The following is an 18543-nucleotide window of genomic DNA, read 5'->3' on the forward strand; positions in this document are numbered from 1 at the left end:
GTTGATATCAGAGCGTCAGTTCCCAGGTTTCGTTGACCATGTCCTGGCCGAAGGCGTGCACCGGTTCCTCGGCCACCAGCACATAACCCTTGTTGCGGTAGATCTGGCGGGCTTCCTTCTGCTGGTCGGTGGTCCACAAGCGCATCTTGCGGTAGCCGGCGGCGCGGGCGTGGCGATGGCATTCGTCCACCAGCCGCGAACCGAGGCCGTAGCCGCGTGCCTGCTCTTCCACCAGCAGCAGCCGCAATTTGCCCACGCCCTCCTCGTCACTGCGCGCCAGCGCGATCGAGCCGACCGGCTGGCCCGCCATCTCGGCGATCCAGCAATGCTCCAGCGCCGGATCGAAGTTGCGTTCGAAGTCCGCACAGATCTCGCCAACCAGCTTTTCGAAACTGTCATCCCAGCCCTGGCTGGCCGTGTAGAAGACGCCGTGGCGGCGCGTGATCCATTCCATGTCGCCGGCGCGGTGCGGGCGCAGCACGAACGGCTGGGCGTATTTCAGCCCGTTGCCGGCGTCCAGCAGCTGCTGGATGGTGCGCATCGCATCGAGCATGCGCAGCTGGTCGGCCTCGCCGAAGCGGGCCAGCAGATCGCCCACCTCCTCGCGCGAGCGGCGCTCCAGCGGTTCGTAGACGGCGCGGCCCTGCGCCGTCAGGTGCAGCAGCTTGGAGCGGCCGTCGGTGGCCGAGGGCACCTTGGAGACCAGGCCCGCGGCTTCGAACTTGGCCAGGATGCGGCTCAGGTAACCGCGATCCAGGCCCAGGTCGCGGCCCAGCACAGCGGCCGGCTGGTCGCCCTGGTGGGCCAGCTCGTACAACACGCGCATCTCGGTCAACGTGTATTCGCTGTGCAGCAGGCCTTCGCGCAGCACGCCGATCTGGCGCGTGAAGAAGCGGTTAAAGGAACGCACCGCCGCGACGCGGTCATCGAAAACGGGAACTGACATACGGCCTCCGGCTAACTCGTCAGGCAATGATGCAATAGATCGTTGACTGAGTCAACAACTTATGGCCTGACCGGGGAACGTTAGAGCGCGCACAGATGGGCGGCACGTGCGGTCCTAGGATGAAGCCTGGTCTTTGAAGGGGATACACCAAGGATACCGCTACCGGGATGCAGGACTGCATAGACGCCTGCGACAACTGCCATCAAGCGTGCTGGCAAACGGCGCTGACCCACTGCCTGGAAATGGGCGGACGCCACGTCGAACCGAACCACTTCCGCCTGATGCTCGATTGCGCCGCCGTCTGCGAGATGTCGGCCAAGCTGCAACTGGGTGGCTCGCGTTTCAGCACCCGTCTGTGCGCGCTGTGCGCCGACATCTGTCACGAGTGTGCGCTGAGCTGCATGGAACTGGACGGCATGGAGGAATGCGTGCGCGCCTGCGAGGCCTGCGAACGCAGCTGCCACGCCATGCAGCAGGTCTAGCGCATCGCGCCGGCTATTTCGCAACAGATTATTGACCGGACCAACATTCAGTCGTGCGCGTGGCACAGCGATGCTAAAGTCAGCATACTTCCAATTCAAACGCCCGACGCCCATGCTAGCCGCACCGATCCCCGACAACGACGCCGATCGCCTGGCGGCGCTGCGCGAACTACTGATACTGGACACGCCGCCGGAAGAACGCTTCGACAAAGTGGCGCGCTTCGCCGCCGAGGAATTTGACATGCCGATCGCGCTGCTGTCGCTGATCGACGAGAACCGCCAGTGGTTCAAGGCCAACGTGGGCCTGGACATGTGCGAAACCGCGCGCGACGTTTCCTTCTGCGGCCATGCGATCCTGCAGCCCGATATCTTCGTCATCCCCGACGCCCGCGCCGACGCGCGCTTTGCCGACAATCCCATCGTCACCGGCGAACCGCATGTGATCTTCTACGCCGGCGCGCCGTTGACGATGCCGTCCGGTTTCGCCATCGGCACCCTGTGCCTGATCGACCACAAGCCGCGCACGCTGGACGCGACCGAACTGGCGATCCTGGCGACGCTGCGCGACCTGCTGGTGGAAGAACTCAGCCAACGCACGGAGGCGGCGAATGCCTGAGAACCCGGTCAAGAACCTGAACATGCTGCTGGTGGAGGAGCAAACGCTGTTGCGCCGAACCGTCGCGCTGACGGCGCGCACGCTGGGCCTGGGCACCATCCACGAAGCGGCCAGCATGGAAGCGGCCGAGCGCCTGCTGCTCACGCACAGCTTCCAGGGAGCGGTGATTTCGATCGACTGCGGCTCGCGGCCCGGCTGCACCTACAACCTGGCCTTGCTGGACCGGATGCGCAACGGCATGTACGTCAGCGACAGCGCCATCCCCATCGCTGTGATGGCGGAACACGCGACCGCCGAACTGCTGGAGGACCTGCGCGAACGGCATGTCAGCCGCGTGATCCTCAAGCCCTTCCGCGCCAAGGTGCTGCTGGACGCCTTCGCCAGCTTCCAGCAGCCGGCGTTGCACAAGACCTAGTACATCTCTTTCGCCACTTCGCGCACCGCTTTCAACAGCAGGCTCGCGCCCGGCGACATGATGTGGCCATCGACGGTGATGATGCCGTATGCGTCCATGCGGCACGGCAGTTCGATCGGCAGGATGTTGAGCACATTCTGCGACTCGTAGTATTTGGCGACGGCGACCGGCATGACATTGAGCGCGTCCGTCTGCTGCAGCAGCGGTTTAATCAGCAGCACGGCGGTGGTGTCGACCACGTTGGACGGCACCTCCAACCCGGCGCGGCGGAACATCAACTCGCAGCGCGCGCGCAGGATGCTGCCCTGCGGCGGCAGTATCCACGGCTGGCTGGCGATGTCGCGCAGCGACAGGTTGCGCGCCTTCAGCAGCGGATGGCCGGGACGCACCACCGCGCACGCCGGCTCGTCGCCCAGCTCTTCGTAGCTCAGGCCCTCGGCGCTCTGGCGCTCCGGTATGCGGCCGATCATGAAGTCCAGACGGCCGCGCTGCAGCTGCTCCAGCAGGATGTTGGACTGCTCCATCTCCACGCCGATGCGCAGCTTGGGCGCCTGCGCCTTGGTGCGCGTGATCGCCACCGGCAGCAGCGAAATCCCCGGCGTCATGATGGTGCCGATGTCCACCTGCCCGGACAGGCCGGCCTTGATGGCGACGATGTCCTCGTGCGCCAGCGAGAGGCTGGTCAGCGCCATGCGCGCGTGGCGTATCATCGTCTCGCCGTAGATGGTCGGCTCCATGCCGCGCGGCAGACGGTCGAACAGCTGCACGCCCAGCATCTCCTCCAGATCCTTCAACTGCTTGGAGGCGGCCGGCTGCGTCATGTGCAGTTCTTCCGAGGCGCGGTGGATATTGCGTTGTTCGTCGAGCGCGATCAGCAGCAGCAGCTGGCGCGTTTTGAGGCGCGCGCGCAAGAACCAGTTCGGGTTAGTTTCCATGGAAAAATGATATCACAATCGGTATGGTTATTGATGGCATACCGGCTGTTGCGGTATCACTTGCACGCCGCAGAAGGATTGGCCGCCGGGCCTTCCCTGGTCTGCGGGATGAACGGGATGGTGCCGTCGGCGTTGTACTGGAACTCCTCCACCGCCACCGAGCGGCGGTACTCGCCGCCGCCGGGCAGCTTGGCGTTGTGGTAGAAGATGTAGGACTTGCCGTTGAAATCGACGATGGCCTGGTGGATGGTCTTGACCTTGGCGTTCTTCGACATGATGACGCCGCGATAGCGCCATGGGCCGGTCGGGCTTGGGCCGGTCATGTAGGCCGTCTCCTCAGGGAAGTTGCGCGAATAGGATAAATAGTATGTACCGTTATGCTTGTGCAGGTAGGACGCCTCGGTGAACATGTCCATGCCGACGGTCTGAATCGGGCCATCGAATTCGATCATGTTCGGTTTCAGCTTGGCGTACTTGAGCACCGTGTTGCCCCAGTAGAGATAGGCCTGGCCGTCGTCGTCCTGGAAAATGGCCGGATCGATGTCGTCCCAGGCGATCGGCGATTGCAGCGTCATGTCGTTGGTGACCAGCGCCGAACCGCGCGCGTCGACAAACGGGCCGGTCGGGCTGTCGGAGACGGCGACGCCGATGGCGTGGCCCGGAATGGTCGCGTGGTCGACGGTCGAATAAAAGTAGTACTTGCCATCGCGCTTGGTGATGTCGGCGGCCCAGGCGTGGCCCTTGGCCCAGTTGAAGGTCGATGCCTGCACCGGCGAGCCGCGATCAGTCCAGTTCTTCATGTCGCAGCTGGTGTAGACGCGCCACTCGTTCATCACGTAGTCCGGGCTTTTCGGCGTGGCTTCATCGTGGCCGACGTACAGGTAGACGGTGCCGTTCTCCACATAGGCCGAAGGATCGGCCGTGAACAGCTTGGGGAACAGCGGGTTGGCCGCCTGTGCGGCGCCCAGCACCATGCCTGCAACCGCAATGGCCGCAAATTTAATCGGCTTGTTATTCAATGCTCTCTCCAGTTATTTTTTTTGTCGCGCGCCCAGCGCCATCAAACGCTGCACCACGCAGAATACGAACAGCAAGCCACCGATGACGATCTTGGTCCACCACGAGCTGAGGGTGCCATCGAAGGCGATCAGCGTCTGGATGGTGCCCAGCACCAGCACGCCCGACAGCGAACCGGCCACGTAGCCATAGCCGCCGCTGAGCAGCGTGCCGCCGATGACCACCGCAGCGATGGCGTCGAGCTCCGTGCCCTGCGCGTGCAGGCCGTAGCCGGACAACATGTAGAACGAGAACAGCACGCCGGCCAGCGCTGCGCAGAAGCCGCTGAAGGCGTAGATCAGCACCTTGGTGCGCCCTACCCTCAGGCCCATCATCAACGCCGATTGCTCGTTGCCGCCCACCGCGTAGATGGCGCGGCCGAACGGCGTGCAGTGCGCGACGTAGATCGCCGCAGCCAGCGTGAGTACGGCGATCAGCGCGCCGGGCGAGATGAAGCCGCCCAGCACCGGCAACTGCGTCTGCGACATGGCGACATACAGCGGATCGTCGATGGTGATCGAATTAATGCTGATCAGGTAGCACAGTCCACGCGCCAGGAACATGCCGGCCAGTGTGACGATGAACGGCTGCAGCTTGAAGTAATGGATCATCGCGCCCATCGCCGCGCCGAAACCCGCGCCCAGCGTCAGCGCGATGGCGATCACCAGCAGCGGCGGCAAGTGCCAGCTTTGCAGCAGCCAGGCGGAGATCATGGTGGTGAGCGCCAGCACCGAGCCCACCGACAGGTCGATGCCGCCGGAGAGGATGACGAAGCTCATGCCGACCGCGATCACCAGCAGGAAGGCGTTGTCGATCAAAAGATTGAACAGCACCTGCAGCGACAGGAAGCCTGGATAGGCCACGCCGCCCACCGCCAGCAGGACTATCAGCAGCATCACCGTGACCAGGGACGTAAAGTACGGCGACGCCATCCAGGCGCGCCCGCGAAGAATCATGGTGCTCATGCCGCCCCACCTTTGTTCTGGGCGCGGAAGGCGCGCCACATGTTCTTGAATTCCGCCGACTGCGACAGGCACACCAGGAATACCACCACCGACTTGACGACCATGTTGACTTCCGGCGGCAGGCCGAGGGAGTAGATGGTGTAGGTCAGCGTCTGGATGATCAGGGCGCCGATCACGCTGCCGGCCAGGCTGAATTTACCGCCGGCCAGCGAGGTGCCGCCCAGCGTGACGGCCAGGATGGCGTCCAGCTCCAGCAGCAGGCCGGCGTTGTTGGCGTCCGCGCTCTTGATGTTCGCGCTGATCATCAGGCCGGCCAGACCGGCGCAGGCGCTGCAGAAGACGTAGACGAAGAAGATCAGCACCGCCGTCTTCAAACCGGCCAGCCGCGCGGCGACAGGATTGATGCCCACCGCCTGGATGAACAGACCCAACGCCGTCTTGCGCATCAACAGCGCCGTGACCAGGAACACGGCGCCGACGATGTAGATCGAGAACGGCAGGCCAAACAGGTATCCGCTGCCGAGGAAGAAGAAGGGCTTGTAGTAGACGGTGACGATCTGGCCGTCGGTGAACAGCTGCGCCAGGCCACGCCCCGCCACCATCAGGATCAGCGTGGCGACGATGGGTTGCAGGCCGAGGCCCGCCACCAGCAGGCCGTTCCACGCGCCGCACAGCAGGGCCGCGCCCATGGCTGCGCACAACGCCCACAACATCGGCGTGTTGGCGACGTATTCGGGCACGCCGTTCTGCATCACCATGGTGCCGCCGATGAGCATCGCGGCGACGGTGCCGCTGATCGCGACCACGGCGCCGACCGAGATGTCGATGCCGCGCGTGGCGATCACCAGCGTCATGCCGAGGGCCGCCAGCACCAGCGGCGCGGCTCGGTTGGCGATGTCGATCAAACTGCCGTAAAGATGGCCGTCCTTGATCTCCAGGTGGAAGAAGCCGGGAACCAGCAGCAGGTCCACCAGCAGCAGCAAGACCAACGCGGCCAGCGGACGGAATAAGGGATGACGCACAAACATGGATGCATTCGATGGTGAGGTGGGGCCGGACGCGGCGGCGCCGGAGGCCACGGCGGGCGTGGCGACGGCAGCGGCGGCGCGGGGCGCGGCGATGTCGTTCAGCGGGTTATTCATGGGCGTCTCCGGCGGCGATCACCTGCAGCACCGAACTTTCGTCCAGCGCGCCGCGCGGATACTCGCCGCCCGCTTTGCGGTCGCGCATGATGACGATGCGGTCGCTGACCCGCAGCACCTCCGGCAGCTCCGACGAAATGAACAGAATGGCCATACCCTTGCGGCACAGGGCCGTCACATAGTCCATGATCTCCTGCTTGGCGCGCACGTCGATGCCGCGCGTCGGCTCGTCCAGGATCAGCATCTTCGGTTCGGTGGCCAGCCAGCGCGCCAGCAGCACCTTCTGCTGGTTGCCGCCGGAGAGCGTACCGATAGGAGTTTCGATGCTGGCCGTCTTGATGCCCAACGCCTTGACATATTCCTCGGCCAGCTGCTGCTGGCGCTTGAGCGGAATCGCGCGCAGGATGCCGGTGCGGGCCTGCAGCGCCAGAATCAGGTTCTCGCGCACGGATAGTTCGAGCACCGCGCCTTCATGCTTGCGGTCTTCGGAGCAGAAGCCGATGCCGGCTGCGATGGCATCGCGCGGCGAGGCGAAGCTATGCTCCTTGCCGTCGATGACGATGCTGCCGCCGTCCGCCCTGTCCGCGCCGAACAACAAGCGCGCCGCCTCGGTGCGGCCGGAGCCCAACAGGCCGGCAAGGCCAAGCAGTTCGCCCTGGCGCAATTCGATATCCATCGGCGACAGCGCGCCCTTGCGGCCCAAGCCCACGGCGCGCAGGAAAGTTGGGAACTTCGACGGCGCAGCCTGGGTGTCCGTGGCCGCGGTGGCGGCGCTTTCGCCAATGCCAGCCGCCGCCGGGGCGCCGACCATCTTGTTCACCAAATCAAAGCGCGACAACTCGCTGCAGGCATACTCGCCTTCGCGTTCGCCGTTGCGCATGACGGTGATGCGATCCGAAATCGCATAGGTCTGATCGAGGAAGTGGGTAACGAACAGAATTGCCATGCCCTGCTCGCGCAGGCCGCGCAGCACGTTGAAGAGCAGATCGACTTCCTTCTCATCGAGGCTGGAAGTCGGTTCGTCGAGTATCAGCACCTTGGCCGACACCAGCAAGGCCCGCGAGATCGCCACCATCTGCTGGATCGCCAGCGGATACTGCGCCAGCGGCAGCGACACGTCGATCCGTATCTGCATCCGCTCCAGCAGCTCCACCGCCTGCCGCTGCATGGCGGACCAGTCGATGCCACCGCGCTTGCGCGGATAGCGGCCGATGAAAATATTCTCCGCCACCGACAGATTCGGACAGAGATTCACTTCCTGATAAACGGTACTGATGCCAAGGTTCTGCGCATCGAGCGTGGACGAAGGGTGTATCGCCCGCCCCTCCAACAGGATCTGGCCCTGGTCCGGCGCATACACGCCGGTCAGCACTTTGATCAACGTCGATTTGCCGGCACCGTTCTGGCCCATCAGCGTGTGCACCTCGCCGGGATACAGGTTCAACGCCACGCCGCTCAACGCCTGCACGCCGGGGAATGCCTTGCTGATGCCGCGCAGCTCCAGCACCGGCGCAGGCGCGGAAGTAATGATGTTCATTGGATTAGTATTTACGGTTCGGGAATTCCTTGGCCGCGACTTCGGCCGGGAATACGCTTTCCTGCGTGACGACGCGCTTCGGCACCGGCTTGTTGGCGACAACATCGCGCGCCAGCTGCATCAGCTGAGGGCCCAGTAGCGGGCTGCACTCCACGGTCACATTCAACTTCCCGGCGATCATCGCCTCGAAAGCGCCCTTGACGCCGTCGATGGAAATGACCACGATGTCCTTGCCCGGCTTCATACCGGCTTCCTCGATGGCCTGGATTGCGCCGATCGCCATGTCGTCGTTATGCGCGTACAGCACATTGATCCTCTTGCCTTCGGCCTTGAGGAAAGCCTCCATCACTTCCTTGCCCTTGGCGCGGGTGAAGTCGCCGGTCTGCGAGCGGATCACCTTCAGCTTGGGATTGCCGGCGATGACTTCCTCGAAGCCCTTCTTGCGGTCCAGCGCGGGCGCCGAGCCGACGGTGCCTTGCAGCTCAACGATATTGATAACGGCATCGGGGGTCTTCTTCGCGCGCTCCAGCAGCCAGCGGCCGGCGCGGCGGCCTTCTTCCACGAAGTCCGAGCCGATGAAGGTGGCGTACAGCGAAGGATCGCTGACGTTGACGGCGCGGTCGGTCAGGATGACGGGGATCTTGGCCGCCTTGGCTTCGCGCAGCACGGTGTCCCAGCCCGATTCCACCACCGGAGAAAACGCGATCAGGTCCACGCGCTGGGCGATGAACGAGCGGATCGCCTTGACCTGGTTTTCCTGCTTCTGCTGGGCGTCGGCGAACTTGAGGGTGATGCCGTCCTTCTTGGCGGCTTCCTTGATCGAGACGGTGTTCGCGGTGCGCCATTCGCTTTCTGCGCCGACCTGCGAGAAGCCGATCACCAGCGGCTTGGCCGCGAACGCGGGAACGTTGAGGGAGAAGGCGGCGAGGAATGCGGCGGCCAATACGGTTCTGCGATTGCACGTCATAGCAAAGTCTCCAGATTGATTTTTGAATTTTATGGATCAGATACTATGAGAATCTCAAATATCTATCCAATGATATTTTTCAACAGTTCGATATCGGTTCCGGTATCAGCGCAGCAATCGCAAGCCGTACAAGCCGCCCGCCGTCGAACCCTGGCGGGCCACGAATTTGACGGTCAACTTGCCGCCAGCCGCCATTGCAGGCGGTATGGCGTAATCCTTCGTGTAGATTTCCTGCGGCGCCGTGGCGTCCAGCGTCACCTCGGCTAGCGGCTGGCCATTGATAAAGATATCGAAACGGCGGCCGGCATCCAAAGTCGAATATGTCAGGCGCAGCGTGCGCGCTTCGGCCTTTTTGTCGGTCAGGTCGTAGCTGAACCATCCGCTCGCGTGCCGCCAGTGCCGGCCCTTGTTGACGCCCGCGTCGGCGCCCTCACCCTTGAAGAAGTGATCGGATTCGGGCTGCTGCTCGCCCGGCGCCACCTGGTCGATGGTCTGCGCGTCCAGCGCCAGCCGCTCCGCCTCGTCCTGCGCGGCCTTGGCCTGCATGGACGCCAGGTTGGCCGGCGTCGAATATGGCCAATAGACGACGTAGCGCGAATCGTGCAGGCGGAAGAACGGGATGAAGGTGACGTTGTCGACGTTCTTGCCCTGCACCAGACCGGGCACCGTGAACGTCATCGGTTTGCCGGGCACCGGCTTGAAGCGGTCCATGAAGGCTTTGGTGTCGCTGACCAGCATCGGCGCGGATTCCAGCGGGCAGACCTGCCCCTGCGCCACGTGACCCATGCGCGAGTCGTCGGCGAAGAAGTTCAGCTTTTCGCCGGCGAAGGGATTGGTGCGCGCCGCCAGCACGATGGGGCCGTGCAGCACCGCGTAGTAGTTGGACTTGTCCGGCATCTGCTCCAGATGGGTTTTCATCGGCAGACGAACCCCAACCTTGTCGCCATCGCGCCACTTGCGGTGCAGGCTGACGTAGCGATCCGCGCCGGCGGTGGCCACCACAGGTTTGCCGTTGATCGTGATGCTCATGGCGCCGCGCGCGACCCACTCGGGATAGCGAATCTTCATCGTGAAGGCCTTGTCGCCCTTGATCATGATCGTGCTGCGGTCCTCGTCCGGGAAGCGGTTGGCCTGCGTGATCGTCACGCCCTGCTCGCGCCAGTTCAGCGTCGACGGAATGAAGAGGTTCACGTACAGCTGATCGCCGCGGTGCGCATAAATGAACTCGCCGTACTTGGCATGGCTTTCGATGCCCGAGCCGACGCAGCACCACATGGCCTTGTCCACCTGCGAATAGACGCGGTAGTGGTTGGGCCGCATCGGCGTAAAGTAGACGAAGCCGCCGCTGTCCGGCCGCTGCGAGGACAGGATGTGGTTGTACAGTGCGCGCTCGTAGTAGTCGCTGTAACTTGCCTTGGCGTCGCCGAGGAACAGCAGCTCCGTGAGCTTGAGCATATTGTAGGTGTTGCAGGTCTCGGGGCCTTCAACCTCCTCCACCATCGGCGAGTAGTCCTTATCGTCGTGGAAGTGCTCCTTGACGCTGTTGCCGCCGATGGCGACGGTGCGGTGATCGTGTACGGTCTGCCAGAAGAATTGCGCGGCATGCTGCCAGTCGCGGCGGCCGGTGATGTCCCCGATGCGCTTGAAGCCTATCACCTTGGGGATCTGCGTGTTCGCGTGCAGGCCGGTGAGCTGGTCCTTACCCTCTTCCAGCGGGCGCAGGATGGCCTGGTGCGAGAAGCGGATCGCCAGGTCCATGTATTTTTTCTGGCCCGTCATCTGGGCGACGTCGGCCAGCACTTCGTTCATGCCTCCGTGCTCGCTGCGCAGCATGGATTGCATCTGCTCCTCGCTCAGGTGGGAGGTCAGGTCCAGCGCCCAGTCGGACATGGAGATCAGCATGGCGCGGGCGTCCGCGTTGCCGGCGTAGGTGTAGGCGTCGCGCAGGCCGGCGTACACCTTGTGCAGGTTGTACCACGGGACCCATTTGCCGTTGACGGAGAAGTTGTCGGCATGGAGCTGGCCCCTGGCGATGTCCTGCCAGGCGGCGCTGCCGTCCGGTATGCCGCCGATATAGCCGTTGCCGTTGCGCTCCTGGCAGCGTTTAAGCTCCGCCACGAAGTAGTTCAGGCGGCGCAGGACTACCTCGTCGCCGGTCGAGGCGTACATCAGCGCCAGCGCGGAAAGGTAATGGCCGCCGAGGTGTCCATCCAGGCCGGAGGACTCCCAGTTGCCGTAACTGGGCTGTTTCAGCGGCAGGCCGGCTTCGCGCAGGAATGGCGCCAGCAGACGGTCAGGCTCCATCTCCAGCAGGTAGCGCAGGTCCGTCCGCTGGGCGTCCAGGAAGGCGCTCTCGCCCAGCCGCACGTCGGCGAGCGGGAACAGTTGTAGCGGCGCTGCGGAAGCGGAGGCGCACAACACCGCAGCCACCGCCAGCGCGACCGCCCCGCGCAGCATCACCATCATGGCGATGGCAGCTGGTTGCTGCGGTAACGGTTCAAGTCCGCCGGGTCCACTGCCGGCCAGCCGGCGGCATCCCACGTCATTTCCATGATCTTCAGCTTTTGCAGGTAATTGTCGGCCGTCTCGTAGGCATGCAGCACCATGTAGTCCTTGCCGTCCATGGTGTAGGCGCTGTTGTGGCCCAGGCCTTTCCAGTCCTTGTCGCCGGCGATGACGATGGAGCCGCCGCCTTTAAGCATATCGACACCGTTCCTGTCCACATAAGGGCCGGTGACCTCCCTGGATCGGCCGACAACGACATGGTAAGTGCTGTCGCCTTTGCGGCAGCAAAGCCCGAAGGACGCGAACAGGTAGTAATAACCGCCCTTCTTGAAGACAAACGGCGCCTCGATCTCATCCGGCCCAGCCGATTTGTCCGCCACCGACGGCCCGCGCGAACGGCTGGCGATGGCATGCCATTCCTGCGGCTCCGCCAGGCCGGTCCAATCTGCATTGAGCTTGACCAGTTTCAGCCCGCTCCAGAAGGAGCCGAACGCCATCCACGCCCCGCCCTTGCCGTCTTCAACGATGTTCGGGTCGATGGCGTTCCAGTCGTCGCGCTGCGGCACCGATTGCAGCACCATGCCCTTGTCTACCCAGCGGTAGTCCGGCGAACGGGGGTTGAGCGTCTTGTTGACGGTAACGCCGATCCCCGACGTATTCTTTCCGAAGCCCGAAACAGAATAGTATAAATAGTATTGTCCGTTATGGAAGTGCACATCCGGCGCCCATATATGACCGTCGAAGGTCGGCGCGGCGCGCTTGGCCCACGCCGGGTCGTTCTTGAAGACGCGGCCTTCCGGCGTCCAATCCTTCAGGTTTTTGGAGCTGTAGAAGGTGATGCCCGGCCCGGTGCTGAATACGTACCAGGTATCGCCCTCCTTCGCCATGACAGGATCATGGACGCTGACCTCCTTGGCGAAGCTGGCCGACACCGCCGCAAGGCACAATGCAAATACCGCAGACTTCATCTCAACTCCCTGTACGCGCGCCCCAGATCGACACGCCGTCCACCGACTGCGCCGTCCACGTCACCACGAAAGCGCTGGCGTTGGTATTCCACTGGCGCGACAGCACCCCGTTGAAGGTTCCGGCAGTCCCCAGCGAGATGGTGATCTTATTGGCGCCATTATGCTTCCAGGTGCCGGTGGCCGCGCCGGAAACCGTGCCGTCCGCCGCCAGCTTGACATTCTGCGAGGGCTTGATCGCCGCCGTGATGTCCTTGCCGTGGTTGATCATCTTATACGTTCCGGCGGCATCGGCAGCGGTTACCTCGGCCGACAGCGGCGTCGCGTTCTTGCTGAGCGGCGCGTAGCGGAACGGCGACACCACGATCCAGCCGTCTTCGTTGATGAACATTTCGTGCACGCGGATCTGGTGGAATTCGCCGGTGCCGGGGAAGCGCGTGTGGAACACCAGGAAGTACTGGCCGGTCGCCGTCTCGTAGTACGCAGAGTTGTGGCCCGGCGACACATAGCCCAGCGGCGTACCGGTCTCGCCATCGGCCAGCGCGAACTGGTGGTTACCCATGATCTTCTGGCCGAACGGCGCGATGCTGGCGTCGTCGAACAGCGGCAGCGCGGGATTGGCTTTGACGTTCGCCATGTCGTTGCCCTTGGCGTCCACGTAGGGGCCGTCCGGGTTCAGCGAGCGCGCCACGCGCATATTGTAGGCGCCATTCGCATCCAGTCCACCGAAGGACGTGAACAGGTAGTAGTACTTCGACTGTGGGCTGTACATCACATACGCGCCCTCAATGCGGCTGTGGTTCCCGCCCATCAGATGCTTGCCGTAGCCTTGGCCCGGTTTCTGAAGTCCGGTGGCCGGGTCCATCGCCAGGATGAAGATGCCGCCCGAGTAGGAGCCGTAGATCATCCACAGCTTGCCGTCCTTGTCGAAGAAGGTATTCGGGTCGACCACGTTCGGCATCGTCAACGCATCGTAGACATTGACGCCGTCCTCGCTGACTTGCCCCCACATGCCGGATTTGAGCATGATCTGCTTGTTGACGTACGGGCCTTCGACCTTGTCCGCCACGGCCACGCCCAGCGCGGAACGGGGTGAATCACCCTTGCAGGCGTTGTAGTAGAAGTAGAACTTGCCGTCGCCAAGCTTGACCACGTCCGGCGCCCACAGGTCCGTCACCTGCGCCCAGGCGAATGTGTCCGCCAGCGCCGTCACGACGTTGTTGAACAACGGGTTACTGGCGTTGACGCCGTCCGCGATCTTGGTCCAGTTCATCAGGTCCGTCGATTTGGCGGCGGCCAGGTGCGAGCCAAAGACGTAGTAGGTACCGTCCACCTTGATCACTGCCGGATCATGCACCGATGCGTCACCGAAGGTGATGGTGGTCGGCGCGGGCGCGGGCGTGGGCGTGGGCGTGGGCGTTGGCGTTGGCGTTGGCGCCAGCGTTACCGGGTTGCCGCCGCCACCGCCACCGCCGCAACCGGCAAGCAGCAGTGCTACGCCGCCGGCGATGGCCCTGCGCCGCGACACCGAGATATCATGTTCACTCATGGCGTCACTCCACCGCCACTACGACAACGGCCTTCGCCGGAATCTTCACCGTCAGTTTGCCGTCCACCGCGTTGGCGCTGTACGGCACCGGCTTGATCGCTTGCGGCGCCTGGAAGGTATTATGCGCATCCATCGCCGCGGCGGTCAGCACGCGGCCCTTGACCGACTTCACCACCTGCCCCGGCACATTGATCGCCACATCCGCGGCCTGGCCCGGATTGGTGTTGACCAGAGCCAGATACAGCTTGCCATCCGCACCACGCGCCGCCGAGGCACTGATCTCCGGCACGCTGGCGCCATCGAGCGTGTACTGCGGATTGTTCGACAACGTCAACGGCAGCGAGGTCGCGCCCTGGAACGGCACATACATCTCGAAGGCGTGATAGGTCGGCGTCAGCACCATCTTGTCCTTGTCGGTGATGATCATCGATTGCAGCACATTGACCATCTGCGCGATATTCGTCATGCGCACCCGATCCGCATGGGCGTGGAAGATGTTGAAGTTAAGTGCTGCAACAACCGCATCGCGCAGGGTGTTCTGTTGAAACAGGAAGCCGGCGTTGGTGCCCTTCTCCACGTCGTACCAGGTGCCCCACTCGTCGACGAACAGGCCCAGTTTCTTCTCAGGGTCATTCTTGTCCATCGCGGCGGAGTTCCTGCGGATGTGGTCTTCCATGCGCAGCGTGTTGGTCAGCGTGGACATCCACTCCTTCTCCGGGAAGCCGGTGGCGGCGCCCTTCACTTCCCACTTCCCGGTCGGGATGGTGTAGTAGTGGAAGCTGATACCGTCGGCCTGGCGCTTGAGCTGCTTGCTCAGCACCTCGGACCAGGTCAGGTCATTGTCGTTGCCGCCGCTGGCGATCATCTTCGGACGGTACTGCTGCGGCGCGCGCAGGAAGGTCTCGACGTTCTTGTACAGATCCGAGTAGTGTTCCGGCGTCATATTACCGCCGCAGCCCCAAGCCTCGTTACCGATCGCGAAATAGGCGACCTTGAACGGCTTCTCGTGGCCGTTCTTGCGGCGCAGGTTGGCCAGCGTGGACTGGCTATCGGAAGTCAGGTACTCGACCCACTCCGACATCTCCTGCGCGCTGCCGGTGCCGAGATTGCCGTTGACGTAGGCGTCCGCGCCCAGCAGGTCGACCAGGTCGAAGAACTCGTGCGTGCCGACCGCGTTCGATTCCGCCACGCCGCCCCAGTTGGTGTTGACCTTGACCGGACGCTTCTCGCGCGGGCCGATGCCGTCCTTCCAGTGGTACTCGTCGGCGAAACAGCCGCCGGGCCAGCGCACCAGCGGCACATGCATGGCCTTCAGCGCGCCGACGACGTCATTGCGCCAGCCCTTGGTGTTGGGGATCTTCGACTTGGGGCCGACCCACATGCCTTCATAAATACCGGTGCCCAGGTGCTCGGCGAACTGGCCGTAGATATCCTTGTTGATCACGGCGCCGGGTTTGGCCGTGTCGATAGTGAGGCCGACCGCGTCGGCCGCGAAGGCGCCGCCGGAAGCCAGCAGGCAAAGGGAAAGTACGCCTTGTTTGATGTAATTCATTCTGATCTCCTGTTTATAATTTGATGACGAAGCCGCCGTGCGGCTTGATCGTTACAGCTACTTTTTTGCCGGCTGCGATGCTGCGCTGGCTGAAACTGCGCTCGGCGTCGCCGTCGCTTATTACCACGCCTTGCTGGGCGCCGGCGAAGGACAGGTCCAGCGTCAGCGTCTTACCGGATTCCGTCGCGTTGATGCCGGCGATGTACCAGGTGTCGCCGGAGCGGCGCGCGATCACGGCGTACCGGCCCGGATAGCCGTCCAGCAGGCGGCTGTCGTCCCAGCTGCGCGGCAGCTCCTGCAGGAAGGATTTGACGTAGGCCGGCACGGTGGCCATGCCTTCCGGGATCTCGGCGAAGTGCTGGATGCCGGAGATGTAGAGCACCGACGTGGCCAGCTCGAAGCCGTTGCTGGAAGTACGTTTGATCTTCGGAATATCGCCGAACACCATCGGCGTGAAGTCCATCGGATCGAACAGGTTGCGGGCGAAGGGCAGCATGGCGGCGTGGGTCGGCATCTTGTCCTCGTCGGCCTGCTCGAAGGTGGTGAACTCCATGCCGCGCACCGCTTCCATCGTCATCAGGTTGGGCCAGGTGCGGGTCCAGCCGCGCGGCAGCGTGGCACCGTGGAAGTTGACCAGCAGGCCGGCGTCGGCGGCGTCGCGCAGGATGCTGACGTAGTAGGCGATCATCGATTGCGCATCGCCGTTGAAGAAGTCGATCTTCACGCCTTTGACGCCCATGTCGTGCAGGCGCTTGAACTCCGCCACGCGCTGTTCATGCGTCAGCAGCTGGCTCTTTGGAGAGTATTCGGTCGAGTTCCACGGGCCGGACGAGTTGTACCACAGCAGAATGCCGACCTGCTTCGTCGCGGCGTAGTCGACCAGTTCCTTGACCTTTTCGTAGCCGATCTTGCGGTCCCAGTCGGCGTCGATCAGGGTGTAATCCCAATGCATATCGGCGGCGTAGTCGATGAATTTTTTCTGCACATCGTAGACCGTGGCGTCGTCCTTCATCAGCGCCCAGCTCCACGAAGCGTGGCCCGGCTTGACCAGCCGCTGGTCAAAGGCGATGGCCGGCGCGGCCAAATCGGTGCCGAGCGTGGAATTGGCCACGGTCTGCAGGGAGCCCAATGCCAGCAGGCGCCATGGCGACGTCAGCGTGCCATCGACTTCCGCCATCAAGCCCCGGTCGGGATAGACTTCGGCGGCCATCGGATTACCTATGCTGTACTTGCCGCCGGCCGATTCCGGCGCCAGGCGCGAAGCCTGGAAGCTGCCGTCCATGCCGGCCTCGGAGATGGCCACCCAGTTGTCGCCGCTCTTGAACAGCGCCGGGAACACCCAGCCGGCCGGCGAAGGCGACACGGTACCGACCGGGATATCCATCTGATAGTGCTCTTCGTAGGATGGATTGGTCCGGCCCCAACCCGTTTGCGCGACGGCGATCGGCTGCATCCACGCCTTGGCATCGGGCGGCAGCGCGAAGGTGGTGCGTTCCTGGATCAGTTTCTTGTGCGGCAGCGAAGGCTCGGCGACGACGTAGCGGAAGGCCACGCCATCGTTCGACACGCGGAACACGATGTCCATCGCCTGCCGCTGCGCGTTGCGCACCGTGTAGGTTTGCTCGTTGGCGCGATAACTGATGCTGCGCCTTTTACCGACCGCCATCTGGTACTGGTCGCTGACGGCGCGGGGCTTGGAAGTAGCGGCCAGCGTCAGCGTTGTCGCCAGATCGGCGCCTTGCAGTTGCAGGCCAAGATCGGAGGCCAACAGCACCGGCTTGCCATCGCGGTAGATCGAATACGCCATCCCGCCGCCGACCGCTTGCACCCTCACGCTGATGTGCCGATCGGGACTTGTGAGTGAAGGCTGCGCGGCAGCCGCAGCCACGGCGCTGGCGGCCAGCGCCAAAACGGTGAAACATGTCTTCATCATGCTTATACCTCTTTATCGTTATGTATCCCCACCGCCACAAAGGGCGATTGTCTCCGGGGCAAAATTGGGGTCAAGTCTGACATTCGGACACGAGCTGGACCGTAGAAGGGGCTTTACGGTCCAGCTCGTGTCCGAATGTCAGACTTGACCCCGGGGTTAGACCCAGCCGGCGTCGACGATGAACTCCTGGGAGGTGCACATCGCGCCGTCTTCGGCGGCGAGGAACAGCACCATCGAGGCCACGTGCTGCGGCATCAGCTTGGTCGGCAGGCATTGGTTGCGCTTGATGTCCTGCTCCCCCGCGTCGTCCAGCCACAGGTCGATCTGGCGCTGCGTCATTACCCAGCCCGGCGTGACGGTGTTGACGCGAATGCCGTGCGCACCGAACTCGCGCGCCAGGCCGCGCGTCAGGCCGTGGACCGCCGCCTTGGAGGTGGCGTACACCGGATAGCCGGCGTTCTTGACGTGCCACGAGATCGATCCCACGTTGATGATCGAGCCGGCGCCCTTCTTCTTCATGCCCTCCAGGACCGCCTGGCAGGTGAAGAACATCGGCCGCTGGTTGATGGCGATCCGCTCGTTCCAGTAGTCGACCGTCACATCGGCCGTCTCGTGCCGCTGGTCGTTGGCGGCGTTGTTGACCAGGATGTCGAAGTCGCCGACGGCGGCCGCCAGCTCGGACATGGTCTTTTGCAGCGCCGCGATGTCGGTGATGTCGCACTGGCGGAACAGCGGCTCGGGATAGCCGGCTTCCTTCACGCGCCGCACCAACGCCAGGCTGGCGTCGCGGGCGATGTCGACGAAGGCCACTTGCGCGCCTTGCTCGGCGAAGGAGATCACCATCGCCTCGCCGATGCCGGTGCCACCGCCAGTGATGAATACGCGCTTGCCGCGCAGGCTGCCAAATTTGGCTAATTGGGTCATGCTGTCTCCTGCTTTTTTTATGTATTTTTTTTGCCCGGTATGGATTCCCGTGAG

The 18543-nt window shown here is 63.4% G+C and carries 16 protein-coding genes; 3 read left to right on the plus strand and 13 right to left on the minus strand.

The annotated features are described in order from the left end of the window. Nucleotides 1–7: 7 nt before the first annotated feature. The gene (locus AC07WS_RS18960) at nt 8–946 is read right to left on the minus strand and encodes a bifunctional helix-turn-helix transcriptional regulator/GNAT family N-acetyltransferase (protein ID WP_494730572.1); all 939 of its coding nucleotides are present in this window, start codon (nt 944–946) and stop codon (nt 8–10) included. 167 nt (nt 947–1113) lie between these two features. Between AC07WS_RS18960 and AC07WS_RS18965 the strand changes: the two genes are divergently transcribed. The 3 genes from AC07WS_RS18965 (at nt 1114) to AC07WS_RS18975 (ending at nt 2459) form a co-directional block, all read left to right on the plus strand. Continuing rightward, the gene (locus tag AC07WS_RS18965; RefSeq protein WP_494730573.1) at nt 1114–1428 is read left to right on the plus strand and encodes a four-helix bundle copper-binding protein; all 315 of its coding nucleotides are present in this window, start codon (nt 1114–1116) and stop codon (nt 1426–1428) included. Between the two features lie 112 nt (nt 1429–1540). Further along, nucleotides 1541–2044, plus strand: a complete 504-nt coding sequence (locus AC07WS_RS18970) for a GAF domain-containing protein (RefSeq protein ID WP_494730574.1) — start codon at nt 1541–1543, stop codon at nt 2042–2044. Beyond that, on the plus strand, nt 2037–2459 hold the full coding sequence (locus AC07WS_RS18975) for a response regulator (RefSeq protein ID WP_494730575.1): 423 nt from the start codon (nt 2037–2039) through the stop codon (nt 2457–2459). Before AC07WS_RS18970 ends, AC07WS_RS18975 begins: the two co-directional genes overlap by 8 nt. Here the strand turns inward: AC07WS_RS18975 and AC07WS_RS18980 are convergent. The 12 genes from AC07WS_RS18980 to AC07WS_RS19035 form a co-directional block, all read right to left on the minus strand. Continuing rightward, entirely contained in the window at nt 2456–3394 is a 939-nt protein-coding gene (locus tag AC07WS_RS18980) for a LysR family transcriptional regulator (protein WP_161095609.1), read from the minus strand. The two genes, AC07WS_RS18975 and AC07WS_RS18980, sit on opposite strands and share 4 nt — an antisense overlap. A 56-nt stretch (nt 3395–3450) precedes the next feature. Then, complete coding sequence (locus AC07WS_RS18985) at nt 3451–4368, minus strand: glycoside hydrolase family 43 protein (RefSeq protein WP_494730664.1); 918 nt, start codon at nt 4366–4368, stop codon at nt 3451–3453. Nucleotides 4369–4425: 57 nt separating this feature from the next. After that, the gene (gene yjfF, locus AC07WS_RS18990) at nt 4426–5415 is read right to left on the minus strand and encodes a galactofuranose ABC transporter, permease protein YjfF (RefSeq protein WP_494730576.1); all 990 of its coding nucleotides are present in this window, start codon (nt 5413–5415) and stop codon (nt 4426–4428) included. Further along, nucleotides 5412–6443, minus strand: coding sequence for an ABC transporter permease (locus tag AC07WS_RS18995; protein ID WP_494730665.1), 1032 nt, complete (start codon nt 6441–6443; stop codon nt 5412–5414). Before AC07WS_RS18995 ends, yjfF begins: the two co-directional genes overlap by 4 nt. A gap of 106 nt (nt 6444–6549) precedes the next feature. Then, on the minus strand, nt 6550–8094 hold the full coding sequence (locus tag AC07WS_RS19000; protein WP_494730577.1) for a sugar ABC transporter ATP-binding protein: 1545 nt from the start codon (nt 8092–8094) through the stop codon (nt 6550–6552). Between the two features lie 4 nt (nt 8095–8098). After that, complete coding sequence (locus AC07WS_RS19005) at nt 8099–9061, minus strand: ABC transporter substrate-binding protein (protein WP_494730578.1); 963 nt, start codon at nt 9059–9061, stop codon at nt 8099–8101. A gap of 105 nt (nt 9062–9166) precedes the next feature. Beyond that, on the minus strand, nt 9167–11527 hold the full coding sequence (locus AC07WS_RS19010) for a beta-L-arabinofuranosidase domain-containing protein (protein WP_494730579.1): 2361 nt from the start codon (nt 11525–11527) through the stop codon (nt 9167–9169). Next, a complete protein-coding gene (locus tag AC07WS_RS19015; RefSeq protein ID WP_494730580.1) occupies nt 11524–12534 on the minus strand; it encodes an arabinan endo-1,5-alpha-L-arabinosidase in 1011 nt (336 codons plus the stop codon). Before AC07WS_RS19015 ends, AC07WS_RS19010 begins: the two co-directional genes overlap by 4 nt. A 1-nt stretch (nt 12535) precedes the next feature. After that, nucleotides 12536–14080: a glycoside hydrolase family 43 protein gene (locus AC07WS_RS19020; RefSeq protein WP_494730581.1), complete on the minus strand. Its 1545-nt coding sequence runs from the start codon at nt 14078–14080 to the stop codon at nt 12536–12538. A 4-nt stretch (nt 14081–14084) separates the two neighbouring features. Beyond that, nucleotides 14085–15632: an alpha-N-arabinofuranosidase gene (locus tag AC07WS_RS19025; protein ID WP_494730582.1), complete on the minus strand. Its 1548-nt coding sequence runs from the start codon at nt 15630–15632 to the stop codon at nt 14085–14087. Between the two features lie 13 nt (nt 15633–15645). Then, nucleotides 15646–17565, minus strand: coding sequence for a glycoside hydrolase family 97 protein (locus AC07WS_RS19030; RefSeq protein ID WP_494730583.1), 1920 nt, complete (start codon nt 17563–17565; stop codon nt 15646–15648). A 156-nt stretch (nt 17566–17721) separates the two neighbouring features. Beyond that, nucleotides 17722–18489, minus strand: coding sequence for an SDR family NAD(P)-dependent oxidoreductase (locus AC07WS_RS19035; RefSeq protein WP_494730584.1), 768 nt, complete (start codon nt 18487–18489; stop codon nt 17722–17724). Between the last annotated feature and the right edge of the window lie 54 nt (nt 18490–18543).

The organism is Duganella sp. GW821-FHT01E12, from assembly GCF_059422325.1.